Raw genomic sequence first — 21581 nt, forward strand, 5'->3', positions numbered from 1 at the left:
GCGGCGGCGGACGCTACGGAGAGGAGAAGGGGCGGGCAGGCACGGCTGACGCTGTTCCCGGCCGGGTGCCGGTGGGCCAGTGGGACAGGGCCGAGTCTCGTTTAGGCTGCTCGGCCGAAGCAACGCCGATTTCCGCAAGGCAGCCATAAGCGGGAGTGATCAATGGGGGAGCCATGGAACTGCGGGACATCGAGATCTTCCTGACGCTCGCCGAGGAACTGCACTTCGGCCGGACCGCGGAGCGGCTGCATCTCTCCCAGGCACGCGTCAGCCAGTCCATCAGCAGACAGGAACGCCGCCTGGGCGGCGCCTTGTTCGACCGCAGCACCCGCACCGTGACACTGACGCCCTTGGGTCAGCGGCTGCGCGACGATCTCCACCCTGGCTACGGGTTGATCCGCAAAGCCCTGACCCGTGCGGCGGAGACTGCCCGCGGTTGCTCAGGGACCGTGCGGTTGGGGGCGATGGGCGCACTCCCCTCCGAATTGGCCTGGCTGGTCGAGGAGTTCTGCGCCCGCCACCCCCAGTGCAGTGTGGAGTTCGCGGAGTACCACTTCAGCGATCCGCTCGCCCGGATACGGGCCGGCGAGGTAGCGGCGCAACTGATGTGGCTCCCGGTGCCTGAACCCGGACTCCGGCTCGGGCCTGCAGTGCTGACGGAGGGCCGGGTCCTGGCTGTGGCCACGGGCTCCGATCTGGCGTCACGGGCTCGCGTGTCGCTTGAGGATCTGGCCGGTCGGACAGTTCCGGACCCCGGCCCGCGTACTCCCGAGGAGTGGTACCGGGCGATGTGCCCGGAGCGGACGCCGGGCGGGCGCCTGGTCCACCGCGGCCCGCAGGCGAGGACCTTCCACGAGGTCCTCGCCCTGGTCGCCACCGGTCGCGTGGTCTGCCCGCTCAACGCCCATGTCCCCCGCTATTACACCTACCCCGGAGTGGTACTGGTCCCGATCGATGATGCGCCACTCACCGAATGGGCGCTCGTCCTGCCCGAGTCCGCCCCCGCGCCGCATGTACGGGCGTTCATAGAGACCGCCCGCGAACTCGGGGCGCGCGAGATTGGCAGGGGCGGAGCCCGTGACCACATGCGTTCACGGGTTCAGTGACACACTCGGCCGGGTCCATGACATCGAGGCCGCTGCCCTCGCGTTCGTGGCAACCGCTACTGAACTTGAATGCGTGATGTCGGCTTGGTTGCGGTCAGCTGTCCATGGTCATGCCGGTGCCTGCGAGGCATCTTCGCTACATACGGCGCGGCAGCTCAGGCCGGTGCCTGCGAGGCAGCCGTCGATGAGGTGCGGACGGTACTGGGTCTTCTTGAGGCGGCGCTTCACTGCGGTGGCGAGCTGGTCGAGGTTGGCGGCGGCGAGGTTGCCGATGGTCCGTTTCACCAGTGACCGGATGCCTTCCTGTGGGTTGAGGTCGGGTGCGTAGGCGGGAAAGTGGAAGACGGTCAGCCACTCCTCGTTCGCGGCGATGAACTCCTTCATCTGCGGCGTTCAGGCACTCCCGGCATCATCGGGAGCACCGGCTGGGACCGGTCCAGGGCCTGGATATGCGACTTCTCGTCCACACACAGGACCAGAGCCTTCTCCGGCGGATCGAGATAGAGGCCGACGACGTCGCGGACCTTGTCGATGAACAGCGGGTCGGTGGACAGCTTGAAGGTCTGGGACCGGCCGGTGCGGGGCCAGGGCGAAGGCCCGCCAGATCCGGGAGATCGCCGACTGCGACATCCCGGTGGCTGCCGCCATCGACCGCGTCGAACAGTGGGTGGCGTTCGCCGGCTTCTCCCTCATGGCAGTGACTCCGCCCCAGCCAGCACAACAAGCAGGGCCTCTATGGCCACCTGACATGCCATCACTGACCATCGGCCACTGACATCACACCGGCACATCGCCATACATGCCATCGGTGGTGTTCTCCTGGCCGGCTATTGAGGTACCCGTGAGTTACGGTGCTCCGCCGTCAGCGGATTCCGTCGTTCCCGTTACAGGAGTTCCCTACAGGAGTTCCTTACAGGGCCGGCGACTGGTCTCGCCGTATCAGCGCGGATAGGCGGGAGCGACGGCCGAGACCATCATCCGCCTGGCTGTTCCGCTCCCGTCGGCGGGTACGGTCCAAAAATCCGAGCCGTAGTCGCCGGGGAGGGCGTAGACAAGGGTGGAGTCGTCGGACCACAGGGCCTGGTCGTCGATGTTTCGCCGCTCGACGGTGCGGGTCTCCTTCATGCTGCGCAGGTCGAGCACGTACAGGCGCCAGGGGGCGTCGGGTGAGGCTCCAGGGGCGCGCTTCTTGAAGGCGAGGCGGGTGCCGTCGGGGGACAGCGAGGGGCACTCGACGTTTCGGTGCAGGGTGGTGAGGGTGCGGGCGGCGACGTCGCCTTGGACGAGGTAGGTCTGGCCGCCGGTTGCCAGGGTGGCGTAGAAGCGGTTGTCGCCGGCGAAGGTGACGCCCCAGATGTTGATGTCGGAGGCGCGGTACGGCCGGCCGTCCTTGGTTACGGCGAAGGACTCCAGGTTGTCGTCGATCGCCCAGGTGCGGGTGTCGACGATGGCGGTGCGGGTGGAGAAATCTGTGCCCGCGTAGGAGTCTCCGCTGACGAAGACCGTCCAGGCGACGAGGTGGCCGGAGGGTGAGACCCGGGCGCGGGTGGGAATGCCGGCGGCCGGGAAGTGGTGGCGTTCGCGCAGACGGGAGTCGAGGACGACAGCTCGGTAGGTGTCCTCAAGCGTGTGGTGCTCGGCCTGCAGGCAGATACCGGTGCCGGCGGCCGCGTGGAAGCGCAGGCATTTGACGCCGGACACGGTGCGTGGTCCCTGCGGCCGGTCGGCGGCCACGGTGGCGATCTCGTCGCGGTGCGGGCCCCAGGCCAGGTTGCGGAACAGCAGCTGACGGCCGCCGGCGGTCGGCCGGAGCGAGACCGTGCCGGTCCGGACGGGCGGGCCACTCGCCTGTTCCTGGTCCCGTTGGCCGGACCGGTCGGCGGCGCGCAGCACCGCGGCGGTGCCGGCCGTCCCGAGCAGGAGGACGGCGAGCAGCAGGATCGTCAGGCGGGCGGTTCGCGTCATACGGGTACCTCACTGCGGGCGGTTCGGGTCATGTGGACACCCGCGGACACTCACCGCGGGCAGGCGGGCTCGTATCGGCACCCGCGGACACCCGGCCGCGGGCGGGCGTTGTCATCCGGGTACGTGGTCGGCAGCAGCGGCCGACAGCTCGTCGGTGGTGCGGAGGACGATCGAGGCCACGACGGCGCTGAGGGCCAGCGCGGCAGCGGTGACCGCCAGCGCGTTCCGCCCGCCCCACAGGCTCCAGGCAACGCCGAAGGCGAGTGAGCAGGTGAACCGGGCCAGCGCCTGGCCGGTGCCCACCAGTGCCTGTCCGGCGCCCTGGTGCTCCGGCGGAACGGCCGCGGCGGTGGCGGCCGCGAGTACCCCGTCGGTGGCCGCGTAGAAAACGCCGTGCAGCAGCAGGACGGCGGCCACGGCCGGGGCACCGCGCAGCGGGGAGAGCACCAGGCCGTAGCCGAGGAGCAGGACGCCGTGGCCGGCCAGGAAGAGCCGGCGACGACCGATGCGGTCGGCGAGCGCGCCCAGCGGGATGGCGAGCAGGAGGAAGACGGCGGCTGTACCGAGTGGCAGCAGCGGGAACAGATGGGCGGGCAGGTGCAGTTCGTGCTGGAGCAGCAGGTAGAGGAAGGAGTCGCTGACGGTGGTGAGGCCGAGCAGGGCGGCGCACAAGGTGAGGCGGCGCAGCCCCGGACGGCGCAGCAGGGCGAGTGAGTCGCGCAGTGCGCGGCGGGGTGGGGAGGGCGCGCTCTTGTCGGCGGAGACCGGGGCGGTGCTTGTGGACGCGGTCGCCGGGGTGGTGGTCCCGGTGCTCCCGGGGAGGGTCGCGGGAGTGGTAGCGGGGGCGATTCGGCGGGGCACGAAGAGCACCAGTACGAGCACTCCGAGCGCGGCGAAGCAGCCGCTGACCGCGAAGACCGCGTCGTAGCCGTCGACCGCTGCCCGGAGCACGGCGAAGGCCACGAGCGGGCCGAGCAGAGCGCCGGTGGTGTCCATGGCACGGTGCACACCGAAGGCTCTTCCTCGGCGCTCCGGCACGGTGGACAGCGAGATCATCGCGTCCCGGGGGGCGGTGCGCAGACCCTTGCCGGTGCGGTCGGCCGCGAGTACGGCGCTGATCACGGGCAAGCTGTGGGCGAGCAGCAGGAGCGGTTTGCACAGGGCGGACAGGCCGTAGCCGAGGCCGGCCACCACCTTGTGCCGCTGCCCGCCCCCGTCCGCGAGGTGGCCGCCGGCCAGCCGTACCAGCGCGCCGACGCCGTTGTTGATGCCGTCCAGGAGTCCGAAGCCGAGCGGGGACAGGCCGAGCGTCGCGACCACGTAGAGGGGCAGGACGGCGGTGACCATCTCCGAGGAGATGTCGGTGATCAGGCTGACCGCACCGAGAGCCAGGACGGTGCCGGGGACGGCGGGCCGTCGCCCCGGACGGGTGTCCGGGGCGACGGTCGGCTTGGTACTGCGGGAGTCCGCGAGGTACACGGGCGTCAGTTCCAGATGCCGGTGATGTCGGAGGCGGTGGCGGCGTTGCCGGCGTGCGTGGCCAGACCGGCCAGGTCCTCCAGGGTGCGGAGCACGTTGTAGTGGTTGTACGTGGTGCTGCTGGAGCTGCCGGGGGCGACATGCTGTCCGTACAGGACGGTGGGAATGCGGTTGCCGGACTGCTTGTTGTCCTCGTCGAAGGTGACGACCAGGAGACTGTTGTGGGTCTTGGCCCACGTCGCGTAGGCGCCCAGATTGTTCTGGATCCAGCTGTCGCCGGTGGAGACCGAGCAGTCGTGCATGTCGTTGCACAGGTTCGGCACGACGAAGGAGACCTTGGGGAGTGTGGTGTAGTCGGTCGGGAACTGCGTCATGGTCTTCGCGGAGTTGAGCGGCACGTTGGAGAAGCCGAACCAGGGGTTGTGCTTCTGCGCGTACTGGCCGCTGCTGCAGACCGTCGAACCCTCGCTGGGCAGCCCCTCGTTGTAGCTGGCCCAGGTCTTGCCGGCGGCGAGCAGCTCGGAGCCGAGGTTGGGCGCGGAGAGGGACTGGACCGGGACGCAGCTGTCGTCGGTGCGGCCCTGGTTGGAGCCCGAGAACAGCATGTAGTAGTTCGGCTCGCTGGGGTGAGTGAGACCGAAGGACTGGGTGAGGTCGGCGCCACCCGCCTTGAGGGTGTTGTTGATGTACGGCGCGCTGGAGCTGCCGATCACCTGGGGGTAGGCGTGGTTCTCCATCACCACGACCACTACGTGATCGGGGGCCGGGAGTCCGACGGCGTGGGCGGTGGCTCCGGTGGTGGCCCACAGCCCGATCGAGGCGGCGGTCAGAGCCACGGCTCCGGCCAGCGCGGAGAGGGTACGGCGTCTGGGCTTGGGGGCCTTGAGGTCGGGTGCCTTGAATGCGGTCATGACTGTCCTCCGGACAGAAGTGACGAGCGTGTACGGGGGGGGCGGCACGGCGCAACCCTAGAAGCAGCCATGCGGCCTCGGCCTCATCCGCTGAGTGAAGAACAGACGAACGGTGGTCCCGTCTCAATCCGCCATACGAAGCGCGAAATTTACGCTGCCGGCACAGTGGAAGGGCGCTCGCTTCCCCGCGCACGCCCCTCCCCCACATCCGGCGGATTGCCGGGGCGCACACACCCGGGCGCAACGGGCGCCGCCGGACCACTGCCCACGGTGCCCACGCGAGCGCCGCCTCGGCCGAGCGGCCGTCCCGTGCGGAGTGATCGGCCCCGTCCCGACCGGGTTCTCGTGTGGACCCGCCACGGTTGCGTGCCACCGCGCCGGTCGCGCTGCGGGCCGCGCACGCGGCGTGGCGGCGAGGCGCTGTTGTTCTGCCGTCTGGGCTGGCCGGCGGCGGAGCCCGCTGTTGTCGAGCAATCGATCGCCCACTACGGCGGCGGGCTGTGGGACAACTGCTTGGCGTTGTTTAGTCGGAAGCTACGGATGGGGCTTCTCGGTGTGGTCGGTCAAGGCAGGATCTCGACGTACCCGTCGGTTCCGTGCACGCGGATCCGCTGCCCGTCCCGGATCAGCCGGGTGGCCTGCTCCACGCCCACGACGGCCGGCAAGCCGTACTCGCGGGCGATCACCGCACCATGGGTCATCAGGCCGCCCACTTCCGTCACCAGGCCCGCGATCCCGACGAACAGCGGCGACCAGCTGGGGTCCGTGAAGGCCGTGACCAGGATGTCGCCCGCTTCGAGATCGGCCTCCGTCATGTCGAGGATGACGCGGGCCCGCCCCTCGATGGTCCCGGCGGAAACCGGTACGCCGATCAGGGCGCCGGCCGGCACGTCGTCGCGCCGGTACGCCCCGGTGAGGGCCTCACCGTCCGAGGTGAGCACCCGGGGCGGAGTGAGCGCGTGGTAGGACTGGAACGCGTCCTTGCGCTGCTGGACGAGCTGGTGGTCCACCTGGTTCGAGCGCACGACGTCGTGGAGTTCCTGGAACGTGAGGTAGAAGATGTCGTCCGTCTCAGGAAGCACGTCCGCCTGCACGAGGCGATCGGCCTCCGCCAGCAGGGCCTGCTTGTAGACGAAGTAGCGGCCGATGATGCCGTACTTCGGGTACTCCCGGTACCCGATGAAGGTTCTGACCCGGTCGATCATCCGCTTGGCCTCGTCGGCTTTCCGGTCCCCGTCCGGCAGGGCCCGCAAGCGTGACAGCACGTCCTGTTCCTTCTGCTGCGCCTTCTGCCGCCCCTGCTCGAAGCGTCGCTCGGCGGCGCCCGGCTCGAAGTTCCTGACGTTGTCGAGGATCACGGGTACGAGCGTGGTGGGGCGCTCGCGCCAACGCGGCCTGGTGATGTCGATCTCGCCGACGCAGCGCATGCCGTACCGGTCGAGGTAGGACTCGATGGCGTCGCGCGCTTCGGTCCCACCCGCGAGCTTCGCCAGCTCGTCCAGGAAGCCGTCGTCCTCGACGCCCTGCAGGAACGCCACCACCTCCGGATGCGGGCGGATCACGTCCGCGACGTCGAGCAGCGCCAGTCCCATCTCCGACGTGATGTTGTCGGGGGCGGACAGCGTCAGCGTGTCAGCCGCGTTCTTCTCGCCCAGCCACTCCTGCAGCTTGTCGTTGAGCCACCAGGTGGCCTCCATCCCGGCCATGATCGCCTGAATGCTCAGCGGATCACTGAGGACCCGCTTGTGCTCCTCGAAGGCCTCCAACAGGAAGTCGAACAACGCCGGTCCGGTCTTCGTCCGGATGTCGCGCTCCAGGGTGGCGATGGACGCCTGGCTGCGCTCGATCAGCCCGGTGACGATGGCCGGATCGGTCTCCATCGGGGCGGGCGCACCGCCGGCGGGCGGTCCGCCGGGACCCGCGTCCGGGAGCGAGGGGACGAAGCCGTCGCGGTCGAGCACGGTCTCCAGAGCGTCCCTGATCAGCGGATCGCCCTTCCCCATGGCGTCCAGGAGGCCGGCGCGGCTCGCGGGCGAGGCCAGGCGCCGGGTGACGTCGACGAACAGCCTCCCGCCGGCCTCGTGCATCGGCACCATGGCCGTCAGCTGCCACATGGAGAACCCCAGGGGCTTCATGGGGTCGGTCATCATCTGCCCATGGCCGACGGAGACGTAGACGTGGTTCTCCTGGTCGACGGTCTCGGGGATGGGGAACAGCGTCGTGATCGGCCGGCTCTGCACGATCTGGAAGCCATCGTCGACCAGGCACCATTCGATGTCCTGCGGGCGGCCGAAGTGCGCTTCGATCCGCCGCCCGAGCTGTACGAGCCGCACGGCCTGCGCATCCGTCAGCGCCGGCTGCACCTGCCGCTGCGAGTCGATCGCCACTTCCTGCGTCCCGCCGGCCGGCAGGGCGTGAACCGCACGCTGTTTGGCGGCGATCGCCTTGGCGACGACTTCGCCGTTTCGCACCTTGAAGACGTCCGGGTTCACCAGGCCGGAGACCAGGGCTTCGCCGAGGCCGAAGCCGGCGTCCACGGTGGCGACCTTCCGGTTGCCCGTGACGGGGTCGGCCGTGAACAGGATGCCGGCCGCATGCGGGAAGACCATCTGCTGCACGACCACGGCCATGTGGACCGTACGGTGATCGATGCCGTTGCGCTGGCGGTAGGTCACGGCCCGCTCGGTGAACAGCGAGGCCCAGCACCGGCTGACGTGCTGGAGGATCGCCGTCGGCCCCACAACGTTCAAGTACGTGTCCTGCTGGCCGGCAAAGGAGGCCGTCGGCAGGTCCTCTGCCGTCGCGCTGGATCGGACGGCGTAGGCACCTTGTTCGCCGAGCTGGGCGAGCGCGCGGGTGATCGCCGCCGCGAGATCGCCCGGGATGGCAATCCCTTCGATGGTCCGACGAATCTGCGCGCTGAGCGTGCGGATCGCCTCCCGGTCGTCCCCCTCTCTGTCACAGCGAGTCAAGCGCGACAGCTCATCGAGCCGATCGTCGATCGACGGCGCTTCCGCCATGATCCGCCGGAAGGCGTCCGTCGTCACGCAAAAACCACCCGGCACGCGGATGCCTTCGATCCCCGACAGCCCGCCCAGGTGCGCGCCCTTGCCACCGACGACCGCGACCTGCGTCTCGCCAACCTCTTGAAGATCCAACACGTACTGCTCACTCATCGCGTCACCTCCGAGGCAGCCGTGCTCCGTTGTACTGCGGTGGCCGATCGAGTCACCGGCGCCTCCCACTCTGTCGAACCTCTTGTCGGGCACGTCCTCATCCCTGGTTGCCTTCCCTCTGACGAACAGGCCGACCGCTCCGCCCAGTCAGGCGTCGCGCACCCCCGCGCCTCCGCGCCGAGCACCCGCAACTGCAACTGCAACTGCACTGCCGGTCCCACCACTGGTTCGACGTCACCGCGTCCCCCATACATCGACAACAACACACGCACGTCGTGCACCCATTTCCGCAGGTTGTGGCCTCGGCCGACGATTTTGCGCCACCACCCGGGTCTTGCCGCAAGCCCCCCAGTGCGCTATATGTTGAGAGTGGCAGGGAGAGAGTTCTCCTTGCCTTTGCCTTTGCCGTCCAAGGGAACTGACCAGCTTCTCGCGAAGCGGTGGCGCGCCGCGTACGGCTACGCGTCGTCGGCCCAGGCGGATGTCCCATCGGCCTACGGATGCAGCCGCGGAAGCAGAAGTTCCTTCCCTTGTCGGCAAGGCCCGAACGTCGAGCGCGCCGCCATCTCCCGGAGGTCGTCGCGCCACGCGAGTGCTGGGCCAAGCTCGCCAACGGACGTTTGACGGTCGGCGTAGCTCAAATCGGCCGGCACCCAAGCGAACGGCCCCACGCCACCCCGCCCAACCAGGCTGCCGCGGGCCAGTTCTTCGGGTTCTCCTTGGCGTCCTTCCCCTGCTCACACCGGTGTTAGCGGGTTGTTAGCGGAGCGGCAGCCTTGCGATAGCGGCCCCGATCAGAGTGGGTGACGTACCGAGGAAACAACGGCACCGACTGCCCCCGGGGGACCCGAAATGAGCTCCAGCACCACCGTCCGCACCGCTCGCCGCCGCACCCTGCGCATTGCCGCCGCGGCCCTGACCGCAGCCGCCGGCCTTACCTTGACCGCCTGCTCCGGCTCGGACGCCACCGGCACCAAGCCCGCGGCCCACGCGGACACGGGCAAAGCCGCCGCCGAGTCCAGCGGCGCGGGCTCCTCCGCCGGAGCGCAGGTCTCGGATGCCCAGGCGGGCTCCGGTGCCAAGGCCGGCACCAAGGCGGGCGCTGCGGGCAAGCAGTCGGGCAGCACGCACGCCGCCAACGGCGGCAAGGCGGCATCCCCGGTCCGCACCCAGACCCTGGCGGACGGCAGCAAGGCCGAGATCTATGAGCTCGGTGCCCAGCGCTACCGCGCCAAGATCGTCAGCCGCGGTTCGGTCTTGGCCACGCTGGAGACGACGGGGCAAGACGCCGACGCCGGGCTCGACGCCAACGACATGTTCGTCGTGCTCACGATGGGCGGCCAGGTCCATTCCTGGATGGGCGGCGGACACCAGGGACCGGGCACCTTCAAGCTCGCGGGCGGCTGGACGGCCAAGGTCACGAAGGTCGGCGAGCTGCGGTACCGCGCGCAGATCCTCGGCGGCGACGGCGCGGTGGACGCCACGCTGGAGACGAACCAGCACGACGTCGGGGTCGACGCCAACGGCGTGTACATCGTGCTCAGCAACGGCGGTGTGATCAGCGCCCACGAGTAAAGACCCGCCCGGCTGCGGCGGTGGAGCCACCTCCGGCGGGACAGCTCCACCGCAGAGGGCATTTCAGGGTCAGCAAGTCAGCACAAAGTCAGCATCGGCGGCGCCACGCCGGAAGACGGGCCGGAGCCCTGCGCCAGATGGCACGCCGGCGAATGCGGTTCGGTCATGGCGACGTGGTGGAGGCAGCTCCGTGGCGGCGCCGGCGCATGCCGTATTCGGCGATGGCCTGCCAAAGGTCACGTCGGTCGATGTCCGGCCAGTAGCCGGGGGTGAAGTACAGCTCGGCGTAGGAGGCGTGCCAGGGCAGGAAGTTGGAAGTGCGCTGCTCGTTGCCGGTGCGCCACAGCAGGTCGACGTCTGGCGTGTCAGGGTGGGGAAGATGGCGGGCGAAATCACCCTCGCTGATCAGATCGGGGTCCAGCTCGCCTGCCCGGACTGCGCGGGCGAGGGCGGCGGCGGTGCGGGTGATTTCGTCGCGGCCCCCGTAGTTGATGCACATGGTCAGTGTGAGACCGCTCCGGCGGCCGGTGGCTTTCTCCTTGCGCCACAGGGCATCGGCCAGGTCAGTGGGGAGTTTGTCGGGGCGGCCGGACCAGCGCAGGCGTATGTCGAGTTCACGGAAGGGCTCCGCGTCCAGTTCGGTGCGCAGGGCGTCGAAGATCACTGTGACTTCCTGTGCGTCGCGTTGCCAGTTCTCAGTGGAAAAGGCGTACACGGTCAGGTGGCGCAGGCCGATCTCCAGGGCGCCGTAGACCGTCTCGTGGAGGGCATGGACACCGGCGCGGTGGCCTTCGTGCCGGGGCAGGCCACGCTGCTCGGCCCAGCGGCCGTTGCCGTCCATGATGACCGCCACGTGGGTCGGCATGCGTGCGGCGTCGATCTGCGGGGGCCGGATGCCAGTGGGATGCACGGGAGGCGCCCGGAATGCGGTGTGCTTCGATGTCGGGCCGTGCAGAGCCGTGGTCGTGCCGCCCGCGGCCAGGTGCCGCCGGGGGTTCGGAACGGTGAGTGGCGTGAGGCGCCAGGCGATCGCCGACCGGACCCGAGCGGGGGTGTAGACGCGTGCGCGGGTCGTGAGGGGAACCCGTGGGGCGGCCCGGAGCAGGGCCGGGCCTGCCGCCTGCACGGTGTCCAGTTGGGCGATCAACAGGTCGGTCATCGTGTGCAGCACGATGGCGGGGCCCGGGTGCATGCCGCGGGCCAGCGCGGGCTGTGCCACACACCGCCGGGCCCGTACGGTCAGGTCGGTGATCAGGTCCGCGACGGCCGGGCTCCAGCGGCCGCGGACCAGGTCCTGTGCGGCGCCGGGGAAACCGCTCAGGGCCTCCTCCGGCAGGAGGAGGTCACCTTGTGCGAGGTCGGCGGACAGATCGACGAGGAGTTCGGTGAGCCGCCAGCCGTCGAGGAACCGTTCGTAGCTCTCCTGCCGGTCCAACCGCACGGCCACCGGGATGCCGGCCCGGTCGAACAGCTGCCGTACCTGGTCGAACCAGGGCAGCAAGTTGTCGCGGCCCCAAGCCCTCCACGTGGTCCAGTCGGCGAAGCACCGGCCGTGGGCGTCGTCTCGCACCACCATCATGGCGCCGTGGAGGCCGGACAGATCCAGGTGCCAGCGCAGGGCTGTGTCCACCAGAGCGAGGCGGACGGGGTCGGTGCTCGTCCCGCTCGCCAGGTCTCGGTCCAGGGCCGTGATCCACTCCTCGACCCTGGCGGCCCGTTCGCCTGCCGTCGCGTTCCGGTTGTCGGCCAGGTCGTCGATCGCATTCGCCGCGGCCCACAATGCCCAGCACGCCGGGCGCAGCACCGCGGGCATCAGCTGGATGAGGGTGTACTGCTCCGGATCCCGCTCCCTGGTTCTGCGACAGCACAGTCGGTAGGCGGCCCGCAGGGCAGGATCCTCGCCGATCACCCGCCGGGCCGCCGACCGCCGGGTGAACGGGAGCCGGCCCGAGGATGCGTCGGTGGCCGTGGGCGGGTCGGCCAGAGCGGCTGTCGGTGTTGCCGTCGTGGCCTCGAGTTCAGCACGACGGCGTACGGTCTGCGGCGGTTTCTCACCGGCCCCGGCCGAGCAGCTGTCGCGGGAGGAGGCGGTGGTCGGGAGCAGCTCGTTGCGGGTGCGGCGGCGGAAGGCGAGCAAGCCCAGGAAGGCGGTTCCGGTGAACCATGCGAGCTGGGTGACCAGTTCCCGGGGCGCGGCGGTGGCGGAGAACCCCGCCGCTGTGCTGGCCTGCATGGCCCCGTAAGAGGGCAGGAAGCGGAGGACGGGGCTGTCCGCTCCGGAGCTGCTGATGGGGTTCTGCAGGGCGAGGTCGATGATGCTGGTCATCACGATGGCGAACATGCCCTCGACCTCTCTGCGCAGGATGGAAGCGAACCCGACGCCGAGGACGCCGTAGGTCAAGGCCGCGCAGAACAGCGCTGCGGCGAGCAGCAGGGGCTGTTGGGGCGTCCAGGTCAGGCAGGTGACTGCGGTGGCGTACGTCGCGAGGGCCGCGGAAGCCAGCGTCAGGGCGGAGACCTTGGCGAGCAGCAGGTGGACACGTGGGTAGCCGGCCATCGCCAGGCGCCGGTCAAAGCCGTTGCCGGCGAACGTCGCAGCAAACATCAGGAATCCGCTGATCAGCGTGACCGCGTTGAGTGCACCGCTGATCTCGGTGAGCTCGTTGCCCGGGGGAGCCAGCCACTGGCCGGTGGCCCGGAGACGCATCCGTGCCGGGGAGTCGGGCATCGCAAGATACGCCAGGGTCGTCCACACCGGAAGGAACAGGGCAACCAGCACCATGGCGAACCGGTTACGGGCGTGCTCGATCAATGCGTACCGGGTAGCGATCGCGAACAGGACCAGGTGATTCCTCATGTCGCCCCCACCGCCTGCGCATGCAGCGTTCCGCCGTCCAGACGCCATAACTCGTCCAACCGGCCGGTGTCGTAGGCGAGATGAGAGACGACCAGCACCGAACGCCCGGCATCGCGCAGCCGGCCGGCGAGCTCCCAGAACCGCAGGTAGGTGTCCCAGTCAAAGCCCTGGTACGGCTCGTCCAGCAACAGCACCTGCGGATCCTGCATGAGGGCCAGCGTCAGATTCAGCTTCTGCCGCGTCCCACCGCTGAGCACCCCAGCCCGCTCATGGGCGTACTCCGCGAATCCCAGCACGTCCATGATCTCCTCGGCATAGCGCACGTCGGGAAGACGAAAGGCGGTCCGGAAGAATTCCAGGTGCTGGCGGACCGTCAGGGCATCGTTGAGCACCACATGCTGCGGGCAGTAGCCAAAGCGGCCCCCATGGCAGACCGTGCCACGGTTGGGCCGCAGCTCGCCGGCAAGAATCTTCAGCAAGGTGGACTTGCCCGCGCCGTTCTCGCCGACAATTCCGGCAAGCACCCCGCTCGGCAAGCGCATGTCGACGCCCCGCAGGACCACACGCTGCCGATAGGAGTGATGCACGTCTCTGACCTCCACCACACCCCTCCCCACGCAGATCCGAATCCGCCGGTCACCACCCTCCGCCCATGCCCACGTCCGCGTCCCAACCCGCGTGAAGGATGCAGCGGACCGGGCCGGAACAGTCAGGGAAATGCTTGCTCGTGCGAGATGGGCGCTTGCCGCACTGCGGAGGGCACGTCGGCGAACGATGCTCATGACACATCTCCGGAAGATGTGTACTTGTCGACACATGAGCCAAGTCGAAGGTAGCCTTCCCAGCCCTCGGCTCTCACGCACGCACATCATCCGCGCCGCGAGGGCGCGTGGGAGCCCCAGGAGCGCATCCGCGCCGCCCAAGCGCCGTGACAGCCAGGTTGACCAAGTGCTGACGTGCGGAGCCCGGCGTTTTCGTGAGGCGGATTGCCGCGGCCGCGAACACACGGTGGGCCCCGGCGTTTGAGTGCCGCGGGTTGTTCGCCATCGCGAGCCTTCACTACGTTCAACACCTGCCTCCACGGACCGTCGACGTCAACGCACCGGAAGACGGTGTGGAGTGCGGACGGGTTCGCGGCCCGCCGGCTGCCGGCCGGCCGGCCGGGTCGTCAGCCGGCCGGCAGCCAGGCCGTCTGCACCAGCTGGGCTCCCCCCTTGCGGCCGACGAACCGGGCGCGGCCCGGAGGCAGCGGAACCGCCCGGTGGTTGCCCAGCAGCGTGCCCTCGTTGGGATCGCCGGACAGCAGCAGGCCCTGGGCGCCCAGCTCCTTGACCCGCTGGGTCACCGGCTCGAACGAGGACCGGCCGGCACCCGAGGAGCTGCGCGCGATGATCAGACGCAGGCCGATGTCGCGGGCGAACGGAAGGTACTCGAGCAGCGGCTGGAGCGGGTTGCCGCTGCTGGTCGCCACCAGGTCGTAGTCGTCCACGATCACAAACGCATCCGGTGCGTCGTACCAGCTGCGGTTGCGCAGCTGGTGCGGTGTGACGTCCGGGCCGGGCATTCGCCGGCCCATGGAACCGGCCAGACCGCTGATCGTCTCCTCCAGCTGCGGAGCAGTGACGCAGTACTTGGACACATGGTTCTCGGGCATCTCCGCGAGCAGCGACCGGCGGTAGTCCGCGACGACCATGAGCGCCTGCTTCGGCGAGTAGCGCTGCGCGATCTGCCGGGCGAGCAGGCGCAGCACCGAGGTCTTGCCCGATTCGCTCTCGCCGTAGATGACGAACAGCGGGTCGGTCTCGAAGTCGATGAACGCCGGGGACAGCGTCGTTTCATCGACGGCGAAGGCGATACCGCGGCCGGCGCGGTCGCCGCTCTCCGGCAGTTCCTCGGCAGACAGCAGCGCCGGCAGCATCCGGACCGGCGGCGCCGGCGGACCCGACCAGTACGCGTCGACCGTGGAGACCAGGTGTGCCAGACCAGCGGCGAGCGATTCGGGGTCGCTCGAGCCGTCCAGGCGCGGCAGGGCCATGAGGAGGTCGTATTTGTCCGGCGACAGTCCGCGTCCGGGGCGCCGCTCCGGCACATTCGCGGCCCGCCTGCGGTCGAACTCCGACTCCGTCGGGTCGCCGAGGCGCAGCTCGACGCGGTTGAGGAGCTGGTCGCGCAGGGCGGGTCGCAGGTCGGCGTGCCGAGTGGTGCCGATGATCAGGTGGATGCCGAAGCCGAGGCCCCGGGTGGCGATGTCCAGGATCGTCGGGTCGAGGTGGTCGTAGTCCGTGCGGAATGTGGACCAGCCGTCGATCACCAGGAAGACATCGCCCCATGCCTGGTCGGGGAAGCGCCCGGCCGCCCGGTGCTGCCGGTAGGTGGCGATGGAGTCGATGCCGTTGGCGCGGAAGAACTCCTCGCGCTCATCGAGGATGCCGACGACCTCGGCGACCGTACGGCGCACCTTCTCGGGCTCCAGACGCGCGGCGACCCCGCCGACATGCGCCAAGCGCTCGAGATCCAGCAGGCCGCCACCGCCGAAGTCGATTCCGTAGAACTGCACTTCGCGCGGTGTATGGGTCAGGGCGAACGCGGTGATCACCGTGCGGATCGCCGTCGACTTGCCCGACTGGGGGCCGCCGACGACCAGACCGTGGCCGGCGGCGCCGGAGAAGTCCAGGTACAGCATGTCGCGGCGCTGCTCGAACGGCCTGTCCACCAGCGCGACCGGCACCACGAGCCTGCCGAGCGCGGGGTACTCCGGCGGGTGGATGCCGCGCTCGTTCGAGGCGGCGAGCGCCGGCAGCAGCTGGTCGAGGGACGGCGGCTCCGCCAGCGGCGGCAGCCACACCTGATGCGCCGGGCGGCCCTGCCCCTCCAGCCGCTGCATGATGACATCCAGGACCGTATCGGCCGGCGCATCGTCCCCGTCCGGGAGTTCGTCGGCCCCGTCCCCCCGGTAGCGCTCGGAGACATGCGCGGCCTTGAACTGGACCATCACCTCGGTGTCGTATTTGAGGATGCCGGCACCCGGCGTACTGGGCAGGTTGTACGCGTCGGGCACGCCGATCGCCGCCCGCGACTCCGCCGCGGAGAACGTCCGCAGACCGATCCGGTACGACAGATAGGCGTCCAGTCCCCGCAGCTTGCCTTCTTCCAGCCGCTGCGACGCGAGCAGCATATGCACCCCCAGCGAGCGGCCGATCCGGCCGATCTGGGTGAACATATCGATGAAATCGGGCTTCGAGGCCAGCAGTTCGCTGAACTCGTCGACCACGATGACCAGCGACGGCAGCGGTTCCAGCGGCGCACCCGCGGACCGCGCCCGCTCGTAGTCGTTGATGCCGGCGTAATTGCCCGCGTTACGGAGCAGTTCCTGGCGACGGTTCAGCTCACCGGTGATCGCATCGTTCATCCGGTCCACCAGCGTCAGCTCGTCGGCCAGGTTGGTGATCACCGCCGCCACATGCGGCAGCTGCGACATACCGGCGAAGGTCGCGCCGCCCTTGAAGTCCGCGAGGATGAAGTTCAGCGTCTCCGAGGAGTGGGTGACGGCAAGGCCCAGCACCAGGGTGCGCAGCAGCTCGGACTTGCCCGACCCGGTGGCGCCGATGCACAGGCCGTGCGGGCCCATGCCCTCCTGCGCGGACTCCTTGAGGTCGAGCATGACGGGCCGGCCGTCGGTGTCGATGCCGATCGGCACCCGTAGCCGCTCGTGCACGGTCCGAGGCCGCCAGGTGACGGAGACATCGACCGCGCCCGCGTCGCCGATGCCCAGCAGGTCGGTGAAGCGCAGCAGGTGTTCCAGGGGCCGGGGCGCCGTCGGGAGATAGTCGTCCGGTACGAACCGCGACCAGCCGCCGAGCGCCTCCTTGCCCAGTTCGGCGGCCGCCTTCGCGAGGTCGTCCACCGCCACCACCCCGTCCGTGCGGGGCAGCGCGATATGCACATAGCGCTTCTCGGCGCGGTCGTTGCACAGGGCCACGCCGGGGGTGGCAGACGTCAGGCGGGCGGCGAGCTCGGGGTGGACGATCGAGCCGTCCGGGGAGCTGAGCGGCAGCTCGAAGCGGGTCAGCATCACCTCGAGCAGGGGCTCGGGGAGGGCGGACCAGCGCGTGGTGCTCACCGCGAGGTGGACGCCGTGCCGCAGGCTGGTGGCGCCGATCCCCCGGACCGCCAGCGCCAGGTCCTGGAAGTTGTCGGCGAATTCGGACCAGCCGTCGACCACCAGGAAGACATCGCCCACGGGCTGGTCGGCGAGCTCACCGCGGGCGCGGGCGGCGCGGTACGCCTCGATGGAGTCGATCGACGGGAGGCGTTCGAAGTCGTTCTCGCGCCGGGTGTTGAGCCAGACGGCCTGAGAGACCATGCGGTGCACATCGTCGGGGCGCTGACGTCCCGCGATGCCGCGTACATGCGGCAGATGGGCCAGGCGCCGCAGGCCGCCGCCGCCGAAATCGATGCAGTGGATCTCGATTTCGTGAGGGGTGTGCGTCAGGGCCAGCGAGGTCACCAGGGTCTGGAGAAACAGGGTCTTGCCGCTGCGCGGGCCGCCGGCCACGGCCACATGGCCCGCTCCGCCGGACAGGTCGACGCAGTGGGTCTGGACGCGGCGGCCCTCGACGCGGTGAGACCGTCCGATCGGGGCGATCAGTCTGCCGCTGTCCGGCCAGTCCTCGGCGGTCAGCCCGCGGTGCTCGGTCGCGACGATCGGCGGCAGCAGCTGGTCGACGGTGGCGAGCGGGGACGGCCCGTCCACTTCTGTCAGACCGGGGAACGGGCGATGCGCGTGCGGGGCGGCTTTCGACAGCCGTAGCCGGCTGCCGCCTTGAATGTCATGACCGAAGAACATGGGCTTTTGCTCATGCGTCCGGCCCACGGCCTCGGCGACGTAGTCGTAGAGCTCATGCGCGGTGACCCAGCCGTCCTCGTCCAGATCGGCTTTCCCTGTGGTCAGGCCTTGGATCACCGAGCGGGTGAAGACCGAGCTCCACTCCGTCGCACCGCCCGTCGCGGTCTCGTCCTCCAGCGCCTCCTGAATGGCGTTGGAGGCGGTGATCACGACACTGCCGCGCTGGGCCACGAACTGCTGCGGGAAGTCGTCGAGGGCGGTGTCGCCCTTGGAGAATCCGAACGCGCCGGAGAAGCAGCAGTCCAGCAGGGCTATCTTCTGCTTCGCCGGGCTGTATTCCATCGAATCCTTGATGAATTCCGCGGATACAGAGGTGGCGCGGATCAGATCGCGGCTGGTCTTGATGGTGGCGAAATGCAGGCGGCCGCGGCTGTCCTTCATACCGTGGCAGGAGAGATAGACCAGCGCCAGATCGACGCCCCGGTCGCGGAACAGCCGCTCCACGGCCTCCTCGATGACCGTCTTCGACTCATCGACCAGGACCTGTACGGAATCGAACTGGCCGATGTCGGGGTCCTCGAGGAGGGCGGCCAGTTTGCGGGCGTCGTGTACGGGGGAACGGAGCTGGGGAAGTCGCTGGTCCAGGTAACGTTCGGTGGCGATCAGTAGGGCGCGCCGCTCACCCACCGGCCGGTCCCCCACCGGCCGGTCCCCCGCCGGCCGGTCCCCCGGCTTCCGGCTCCTCGGCGGCCAGCGACCGGATCCAGGCGTCCACGGCCGCATCCTGCGCCTTCTTCGACGCCCCCGTGAGCTCCAGTCGGAGCTCCCCACTGACCAGGACGGCCTTACGGGCTCCGCCGCGCTTGATCCAGTCCCGTACGACGAGAGTCAGCGAGCGCAGTACGGCGAACGAGAATCCGCCGCTGACCAGGAGCGTCCCCACCGATTCCAGCAGTCCGCTCTTGCCGCCCGCGGCTCCCGGCATGCTCGCCCTGACGACGTCCGGCAGGTCGAGCAGCAGCAGCTCCTGCTGAAGCTGCCGGGTCAGCTCGTCCAGCTCCTGGTCGTCGGTGTCCTCGTCGTGGACGACGAGTGTGAGGTCCCCCGTGATCGCCATGCGTCACCTCTCTGGTTTTCCGGCGATTCTAAGGGCAGCAGACGTCTCATGCGCACGCATCCGCCTCTCAACTCGGCGCGGCTCACAGCCGATTGGCGAGCGGTGATGCACCTCCCGCCGTGGAGCCGCTCCACCCCCGCCGGGAGCACCTCGCCCTGTCCGCCGCGACGCGCGGATCGGCCAGGGCGGCGGGCGCGGCGTCCAGCAGGGGCGGAGGGTGCTCAGCGCAGGCGTCGCGCGCGCAGCACCAGGTCGTCGGTATGGTGCGCGCTGGCGCCGCCGTCGGGTGCCAAGCGTGGCCGCTGCTCGTCCACCTCCACCTCCCACTCGTCGTTGAACAGAGCGGCGACCATTGAGGGCCAGACATAATCAGCCGGGTCAAAGCCGCTCTCGTGCGCCTGCTGGGTGTCCATCCCCGCGTGGTGTACGAGCAGCAGCACGCCGCCGGGCGCGACGGCCGCGAGCAGCGCTCGCTCGGCCGCGGCGTCGGGGGTGCGCAGCAGGGCTGGATACTGCGCGGAGACGAGGTCGAAGGAGGCCGGCGGGAGTGCCGCCTCCGTCAGTGCGGCATGCACCCAGCGAACGTGGACGCCGGCGTCCCGCGCGTGCCCGGCCGCCCGCTCCAGCGCCACGCCCGAGACCTCGAGCGCGGTCACGTCCCAGCCGCCGCGCGCGAGCCAGACGGCGTCCGCGCCCTCGCCGCAGCCCACGTCGAGCACTCGTCCGGAGGTGAGCCCGGCGACCTCGGCCACGAGCGCTCCGTTGGGCCGGCCGCTCCACAGCTGTTGTCGGTCGGCGTACCGGTTGTCCCACTCCGCCCGCACCGCGGGGTCCCCGACGTATCCGTCGGCAGACGAGGGGGTGTCGGAGACGGGCAATCCTGCTGCAATGTTGTCGGTCACGGGCCCACCGTCGCCCCTCACGTCCCAACCACGCCACTCCCGTTGCCGGTTCGGCAAAACGACGTCCAAGTGGCCAGAGACCGTCAGGCATCGTCGCCGCGGGGCGGAGCGCGTCAGCGGGCAAGTGAGATGAGGTTCAGACCATGGCAGCCGAGCCGGCCTGCAAATTGGAGGGCGGTGGCCCGGTCGACGGCCTCGCGGCGGCGTGATGCCGAGCGCGCGGAGCCGTTCTCCCATGGCCCGGCCGGGAAGCTGAGATCGCGGGCGATCTTCTGAGAGAGGGCCACCGCACGTCGGGCGTACTCCTCCAGCCACAGTCACAGCCAAAGCCACAGCCACAGCCGCTGCGGCCGGTCCGGCGGGTAGAGGACACCGCGCCAGTCCTTGTACTTCAAGCCAGAGGTTCCCCCGAGACGGTCATGCCCCCATGCCTGCCCCGGAACCGGCCTTATCAGCCAGGGCCACGCGTTACGGCGCGCGGGGTGGCCCGCGGCGGCTACCTTGCGGCCATGGATGAACAGACCAGGCAGCAGCCACACCCGGCGTTCCGTCGGCGGGCCGTTGCGCTCCTGCGGGACTGTGGTGCACAGGACGTGCCGCATCCGGGTGGCACACTCCTGGCCCACCTGGTGCGGGTCGAGCGACGACTGGCGGGCTGGGGCGCGTCCGAGGTACTGCGGGCGGCCGGCCTCTGCCACGCCTGCTACGGGACCGACGCCCTCCAGCCCGTGGTGCTCGGGCTCCCCCGGCGTGCCGAACTCACCGCCGTCATCGGCGAGGAGGCCGAGCGGCTCGTCTACTGGTACGCCGCGTGCGACAGAGCCCCTCTCTACCCCCAGCTCGGACGACAGGATCCGGTCGGCTTCCGCGACCGGTTCACCGGTACGACGCATCAGGTTCCGGCGGCGCGGCTGCGCGGCTTCGTGGAACTCACCGCTGCCAATGAGCTCGACCTGGCGGAGCACAACCCCGAGTTCAGGAATGCGCACGGCCGCGACCTCCTGGCGCTGTTCTCCCGTTCCCGAGGGCTGCTGAGCGCTGCCGCATGGCAGGACTGCGTCCGGGTCCTGGGGCCCGGCGCCGCGTGAAACCGACGCATTGCGGCCATACGGACGACCGTCTCCCCCGTGGGCCGTCTGCCGCGACGCGCGGTGCTCACCTATCGTCGGCCCCGCTGGGCAAGGTCGTGGGCGCAAGCGGAAGACGGGAGGACGAAGTCGTGCAATCCCCGATATCTGAGCTGGTGAACCTTGAGACGTATCCCCTCGACGCCCTGGACGGCCTGCCTGGGCAGGCGCTGCTGAACAGGGCTCGTGCGGAGTTCGACCGGACCAGCCTGACGGTGCTGGACGGGTTCCTCCGTCCGCAGGCCGTCGCACGGGTGGCGGCCCGGGTACGGGAGGACGCCGAGACCCTCGGCTATCGGTTCCAGGGCGCGAACAATGTGTTCCTCGGGACGTCCGCAGAGGCCGGCGGGACGGCCACCGACGCGGACGGGGCGTCCGGTTCCGCACACCGGGGCCGGACGCACACCAAGAGCACGCTGGCCTAATACTGCAACCGCATGTGGCGTGACGGGTGGCGGCGGTGTTCGTTGATGTGACTGTGTGAACAGTCGCTGACGGTTGGGCAAATCGAGTCGTGGTC

The 21581-nt window shown here is 69.7% G+C and carries 13 protein-coding genes and 3 pseudogenes; 4 read left to right on the forward strand and 12 right to left on the reverse strand.

Annotated elements, in window-relative coordinates; translation table 11 throughout:
• Positions 1–173: 173 nt before the first annotated feature.
• Positions 174–1106 carry a LysR family transcriptional regulator gene (locus ACZ4S3_RS36490; RefSeq protein ID WP_467942624.1) on the forward strand — a complete coding sequence of 311 codons (933 nt, stop codon included), beginning with the start codon at positions 174–176 and terminating at the stop codon, positions 1104–1106.
• 108 nt (positions 1107–1214) lie between these two features.
• On the opposite strand, the pseudogene ACZ4S3_RS36495 reads toward ACZ4S3_RS36490, so the two are convergent.
• The 6 genes and pseudogenes from ACZ4S3_RS36495 to rph form a co-directional block, all read right to left on the reverse strand.
• Positions 1215–1499: pseudogene (locus ACZ4S3_RS36495) on the reverse strand (transposase); the annotation flags it as partial.
• Positions 1496–1787 (reverse strand): annotated as a pseudogene (locus ACZ4S3_RS36500) (IS630 family transposase); the annotation flags it as partial. The pseudogenes ACZ4S3_RS36495 and ACZ4S3_RS36500, both read right to left, overlap by 4 nt.
• A 258-nt stretch (positions 1788–2045) precedes the next feature.
• On the reverse strand, positions 2046–3071 hold the full coding sequence (locus ACZ4S3_RS36505; RefSeq protein WP_467942628.1) for a TolB family protein: 1026 nt from the start codon (positions 3069–3071) through the stop codon (positions 2046–2048).
• A 111-nt stretch (positions 3072–3182) separates the two neighbouring features.
• Positions 3183–4550 carry an MFS transporter gene (locus tag ACZ4S3_RS36510; RefSeq protein ID WP_467942631.1) on the reverse strand — a complete coding sequence of 456 codons (1368 nt, stop codon included), beginning with the start codon at positions 4548–4550 and terminating at the stop codon, positions 3183–3185.
• A gap of 5 nt (positions 4551–4555) precedes the next feature.
• Positions 4556–5461, reverse strand: a complete 906-nt coding sequence (locus ACZ4S3_RS36515) for an alkaline phosphatase family protein (RefSeq protein WP_467942633.1) — start codon at positions 5459–5461, stop codon at positions 4556–4558.
• 563 nt (positions 5462–6024) lie between these two features.
• Positions 6025–8637 (reverse strand): rifamycin-inactivating phosphotransferase, encoded by a 2613-nt coding sequence (gene rph / locus ACZ4S3_RS36520; RefSeq protein ID WP_467942635.1) that lies wholly within the window; start codon positions 8635–8637, stop codon positions 6025–6027.
• Between the two features lie 852 nt (positions 8638–9489).
• Between rph and ACZ4S3_RS36525 the strand changes: the two genes are divergently transcribed.
• The gene (locus ACZ4S3_RS36525) at positions 9490–10212 is read left to right on the forward strand and encodes a hypothetical protein (protein WP_467942637.1); all 723 of its coding nucleotides are present in this window, start codon (positions 9490–9492) and stop codon (positions 10210–10212) included.
• 163 nt (positions 10213–10375) lie between these two features.
• Here ACZ4S3_RS36525 and uppS read toward each other — a convergent pair whose 3' ends face one another.
• The 6 genes and pseudogenes from uppS to ACZ4S3_RS36555 all read right to left on the reverse strand — a co-directional run bounded on the left by uppS (position 10376) and on the right by ACZ4S3_RS36555 (position 19934).
• A complete protein-coding gene (gene uppS / locus ACZ4S3_RS36530) occupies positions 10376–12025 on the reverse strand; it encodes a polyprenyl diphosphate synthase (protein ID WP_467942665.1) in 1650 nt (549 codons plus the stop codon).
• A 282-nt stretch (positions 12026–12307) separates the two neighbouring features.
• Positions 12308–13069 (reverse strand): annotated as a pseudogene (locus ACZ4S3_RS36535) (ABC transporter permease); the annotation flags it as partial.
• On the reverse strand, positions 13066–13671 hold the full coding sequence (locus ACZ4S3_RS36540) for an ATP-binding cassette domain-containing protein (RefSeq protein ID WP_467942639.1): 606 nt from the start codon (positions 13669–13671) through the stop codon (positions 13066–13068). The pseudogene ACZ4S3_RS36535 and the gene ACZ4S3_RS36540, both read right to left, overlap by 4 nt.
• 566 nt (positions 13672–14237) lie before the next feature.
• Positions 14238–18602 (reverse strand): type VII secretion protein EccCb, encoded by a 4365-nt coding sequence (gene eccCb / locus ACZ4S3_RS36545; RefSeq protein WP_467942641.1) that lies wholly within the window; start codon positions 18600–18602, stop codon positions 14238–14240.
• The gene (locus tag ACZ4S3_RS36550) at positions 18595–19032 is read right to left on the reverse strand and encodes a hypothetical protein (protein ID WP_467942643.1); all 438 of its coding nucleotides are present in this window, start codon (positions 19030–19032) and stop codon (positions 18595–18597) included. Before ACZ4S3_RS36550 ends, eccCb begins: the two co-directional genes overlap by 8 nt.
• Before the next feature lie 221 nt (positions 19033–19253).
• On the reverse strand, positions 19254–19934 hold the full coding sequence (locus ACZ4S3_RS36555; RefSeq protein ID WP_467942646.1) for a class I SAM-dependent methyltransferase: 681 nt from the start codon (positions 19932–19934) through the stop codon (positions 19254–19256).
• 509 nt (positions 19935–20443) lie between these two features.
• Here ACZ4S3_RS36555 and ACZ4S3_RS36560 point away from each other — a divergent pair.
• Both ACZ4S3_RS36560 and ACZ4S3_RS36565 read left to right on the forward strand, forming a co-directional pair.
• Entirely contained in the window at positions 20444–21022 is a 579-nt protein-coding gene (locus ACZ4S3_RS36560; protein ID WP_467942648.1) for a DUF6817 domain-containing protein, read from the forward strand.
• A 131-nt stretch (positions 21023–21153) separates the two neighbouring features.
• Entirely contained in the window at positions 21154–21486 is a 333-nt protein-coding gene (locus tag ACZ4S3_RS36565) for a hypothetical protein (RefSeq protein ID WP_467942650.1), read from the forward strand.
• The last annotated feature ends 95 nt before the right edge of the window (positions 21487–21581 follow it).

It is taken from the genome of Streptomyces sp. NPDC028368 (assembly GCF_055565615.1).

Excerpts from the sequence above, each read along its gene's own strand:
- ACZ4S3_RS36490 (WP_467942624.1), top strand. The coding sequence starts at position 174 with ATGGAACTGCGGGACATCGAGATCTTCCTGACGCTCGCCGAGGAACTG.
- ACZ4S3_RS36505 (WP_467942628.1), bottom strand. The coding sequence starts at position 3,071 with ATGACGCGAACCGCCCGCCTGACGATCCTGCTGCTCGCCGTCCTCCTG.
- ACZ4S3_RS36515 (WP_467942633.1), bottom strand. The coding sequence starts at position 5,461 with ATGACCGCATTCAAGGCACCCGACCTCAAGGCCCCCAAGCCCAGACGC.
- rph (WP_467942635.1), bottom strand. The coding sequence starts at position 8,637 with ATGAGTGAGCAGTACGTGTTGGATCTTCAAGAGGTTGGCGAGACGCAG.
- ACZ4S3_RS36525 (WP_467942637.1), top strand. The coding sequence starts at position 9,490 with ATGAGCTCCAGCACCACCGTCCGCACCGCTCGCCGCCGCACCCTGCGC.
- uppS (WP_467942665.1), bottom strand. The coding sequence starts at position 12,025 with ATGCCCGCGGTGCTGCGCCCGGCGTGCTGGGCATTGTGGGCCGCGGCG.
- ACZ4S3_RS36550 (WP_467942643.1), bottom strand. The coding sequence starts at position 19,032 with ATGGCGATCACGGGGGACCTCACACTCGTCGTCCACGACGAGGACACC.
- ACZ4S3_RS36560 (WP_467942648.1), top strand. The coding sequence starts at position 20,444 with ATGGATGAACAGACCAGGCAGCAGCCACACCCGGCGTTCCGTCGGCGG.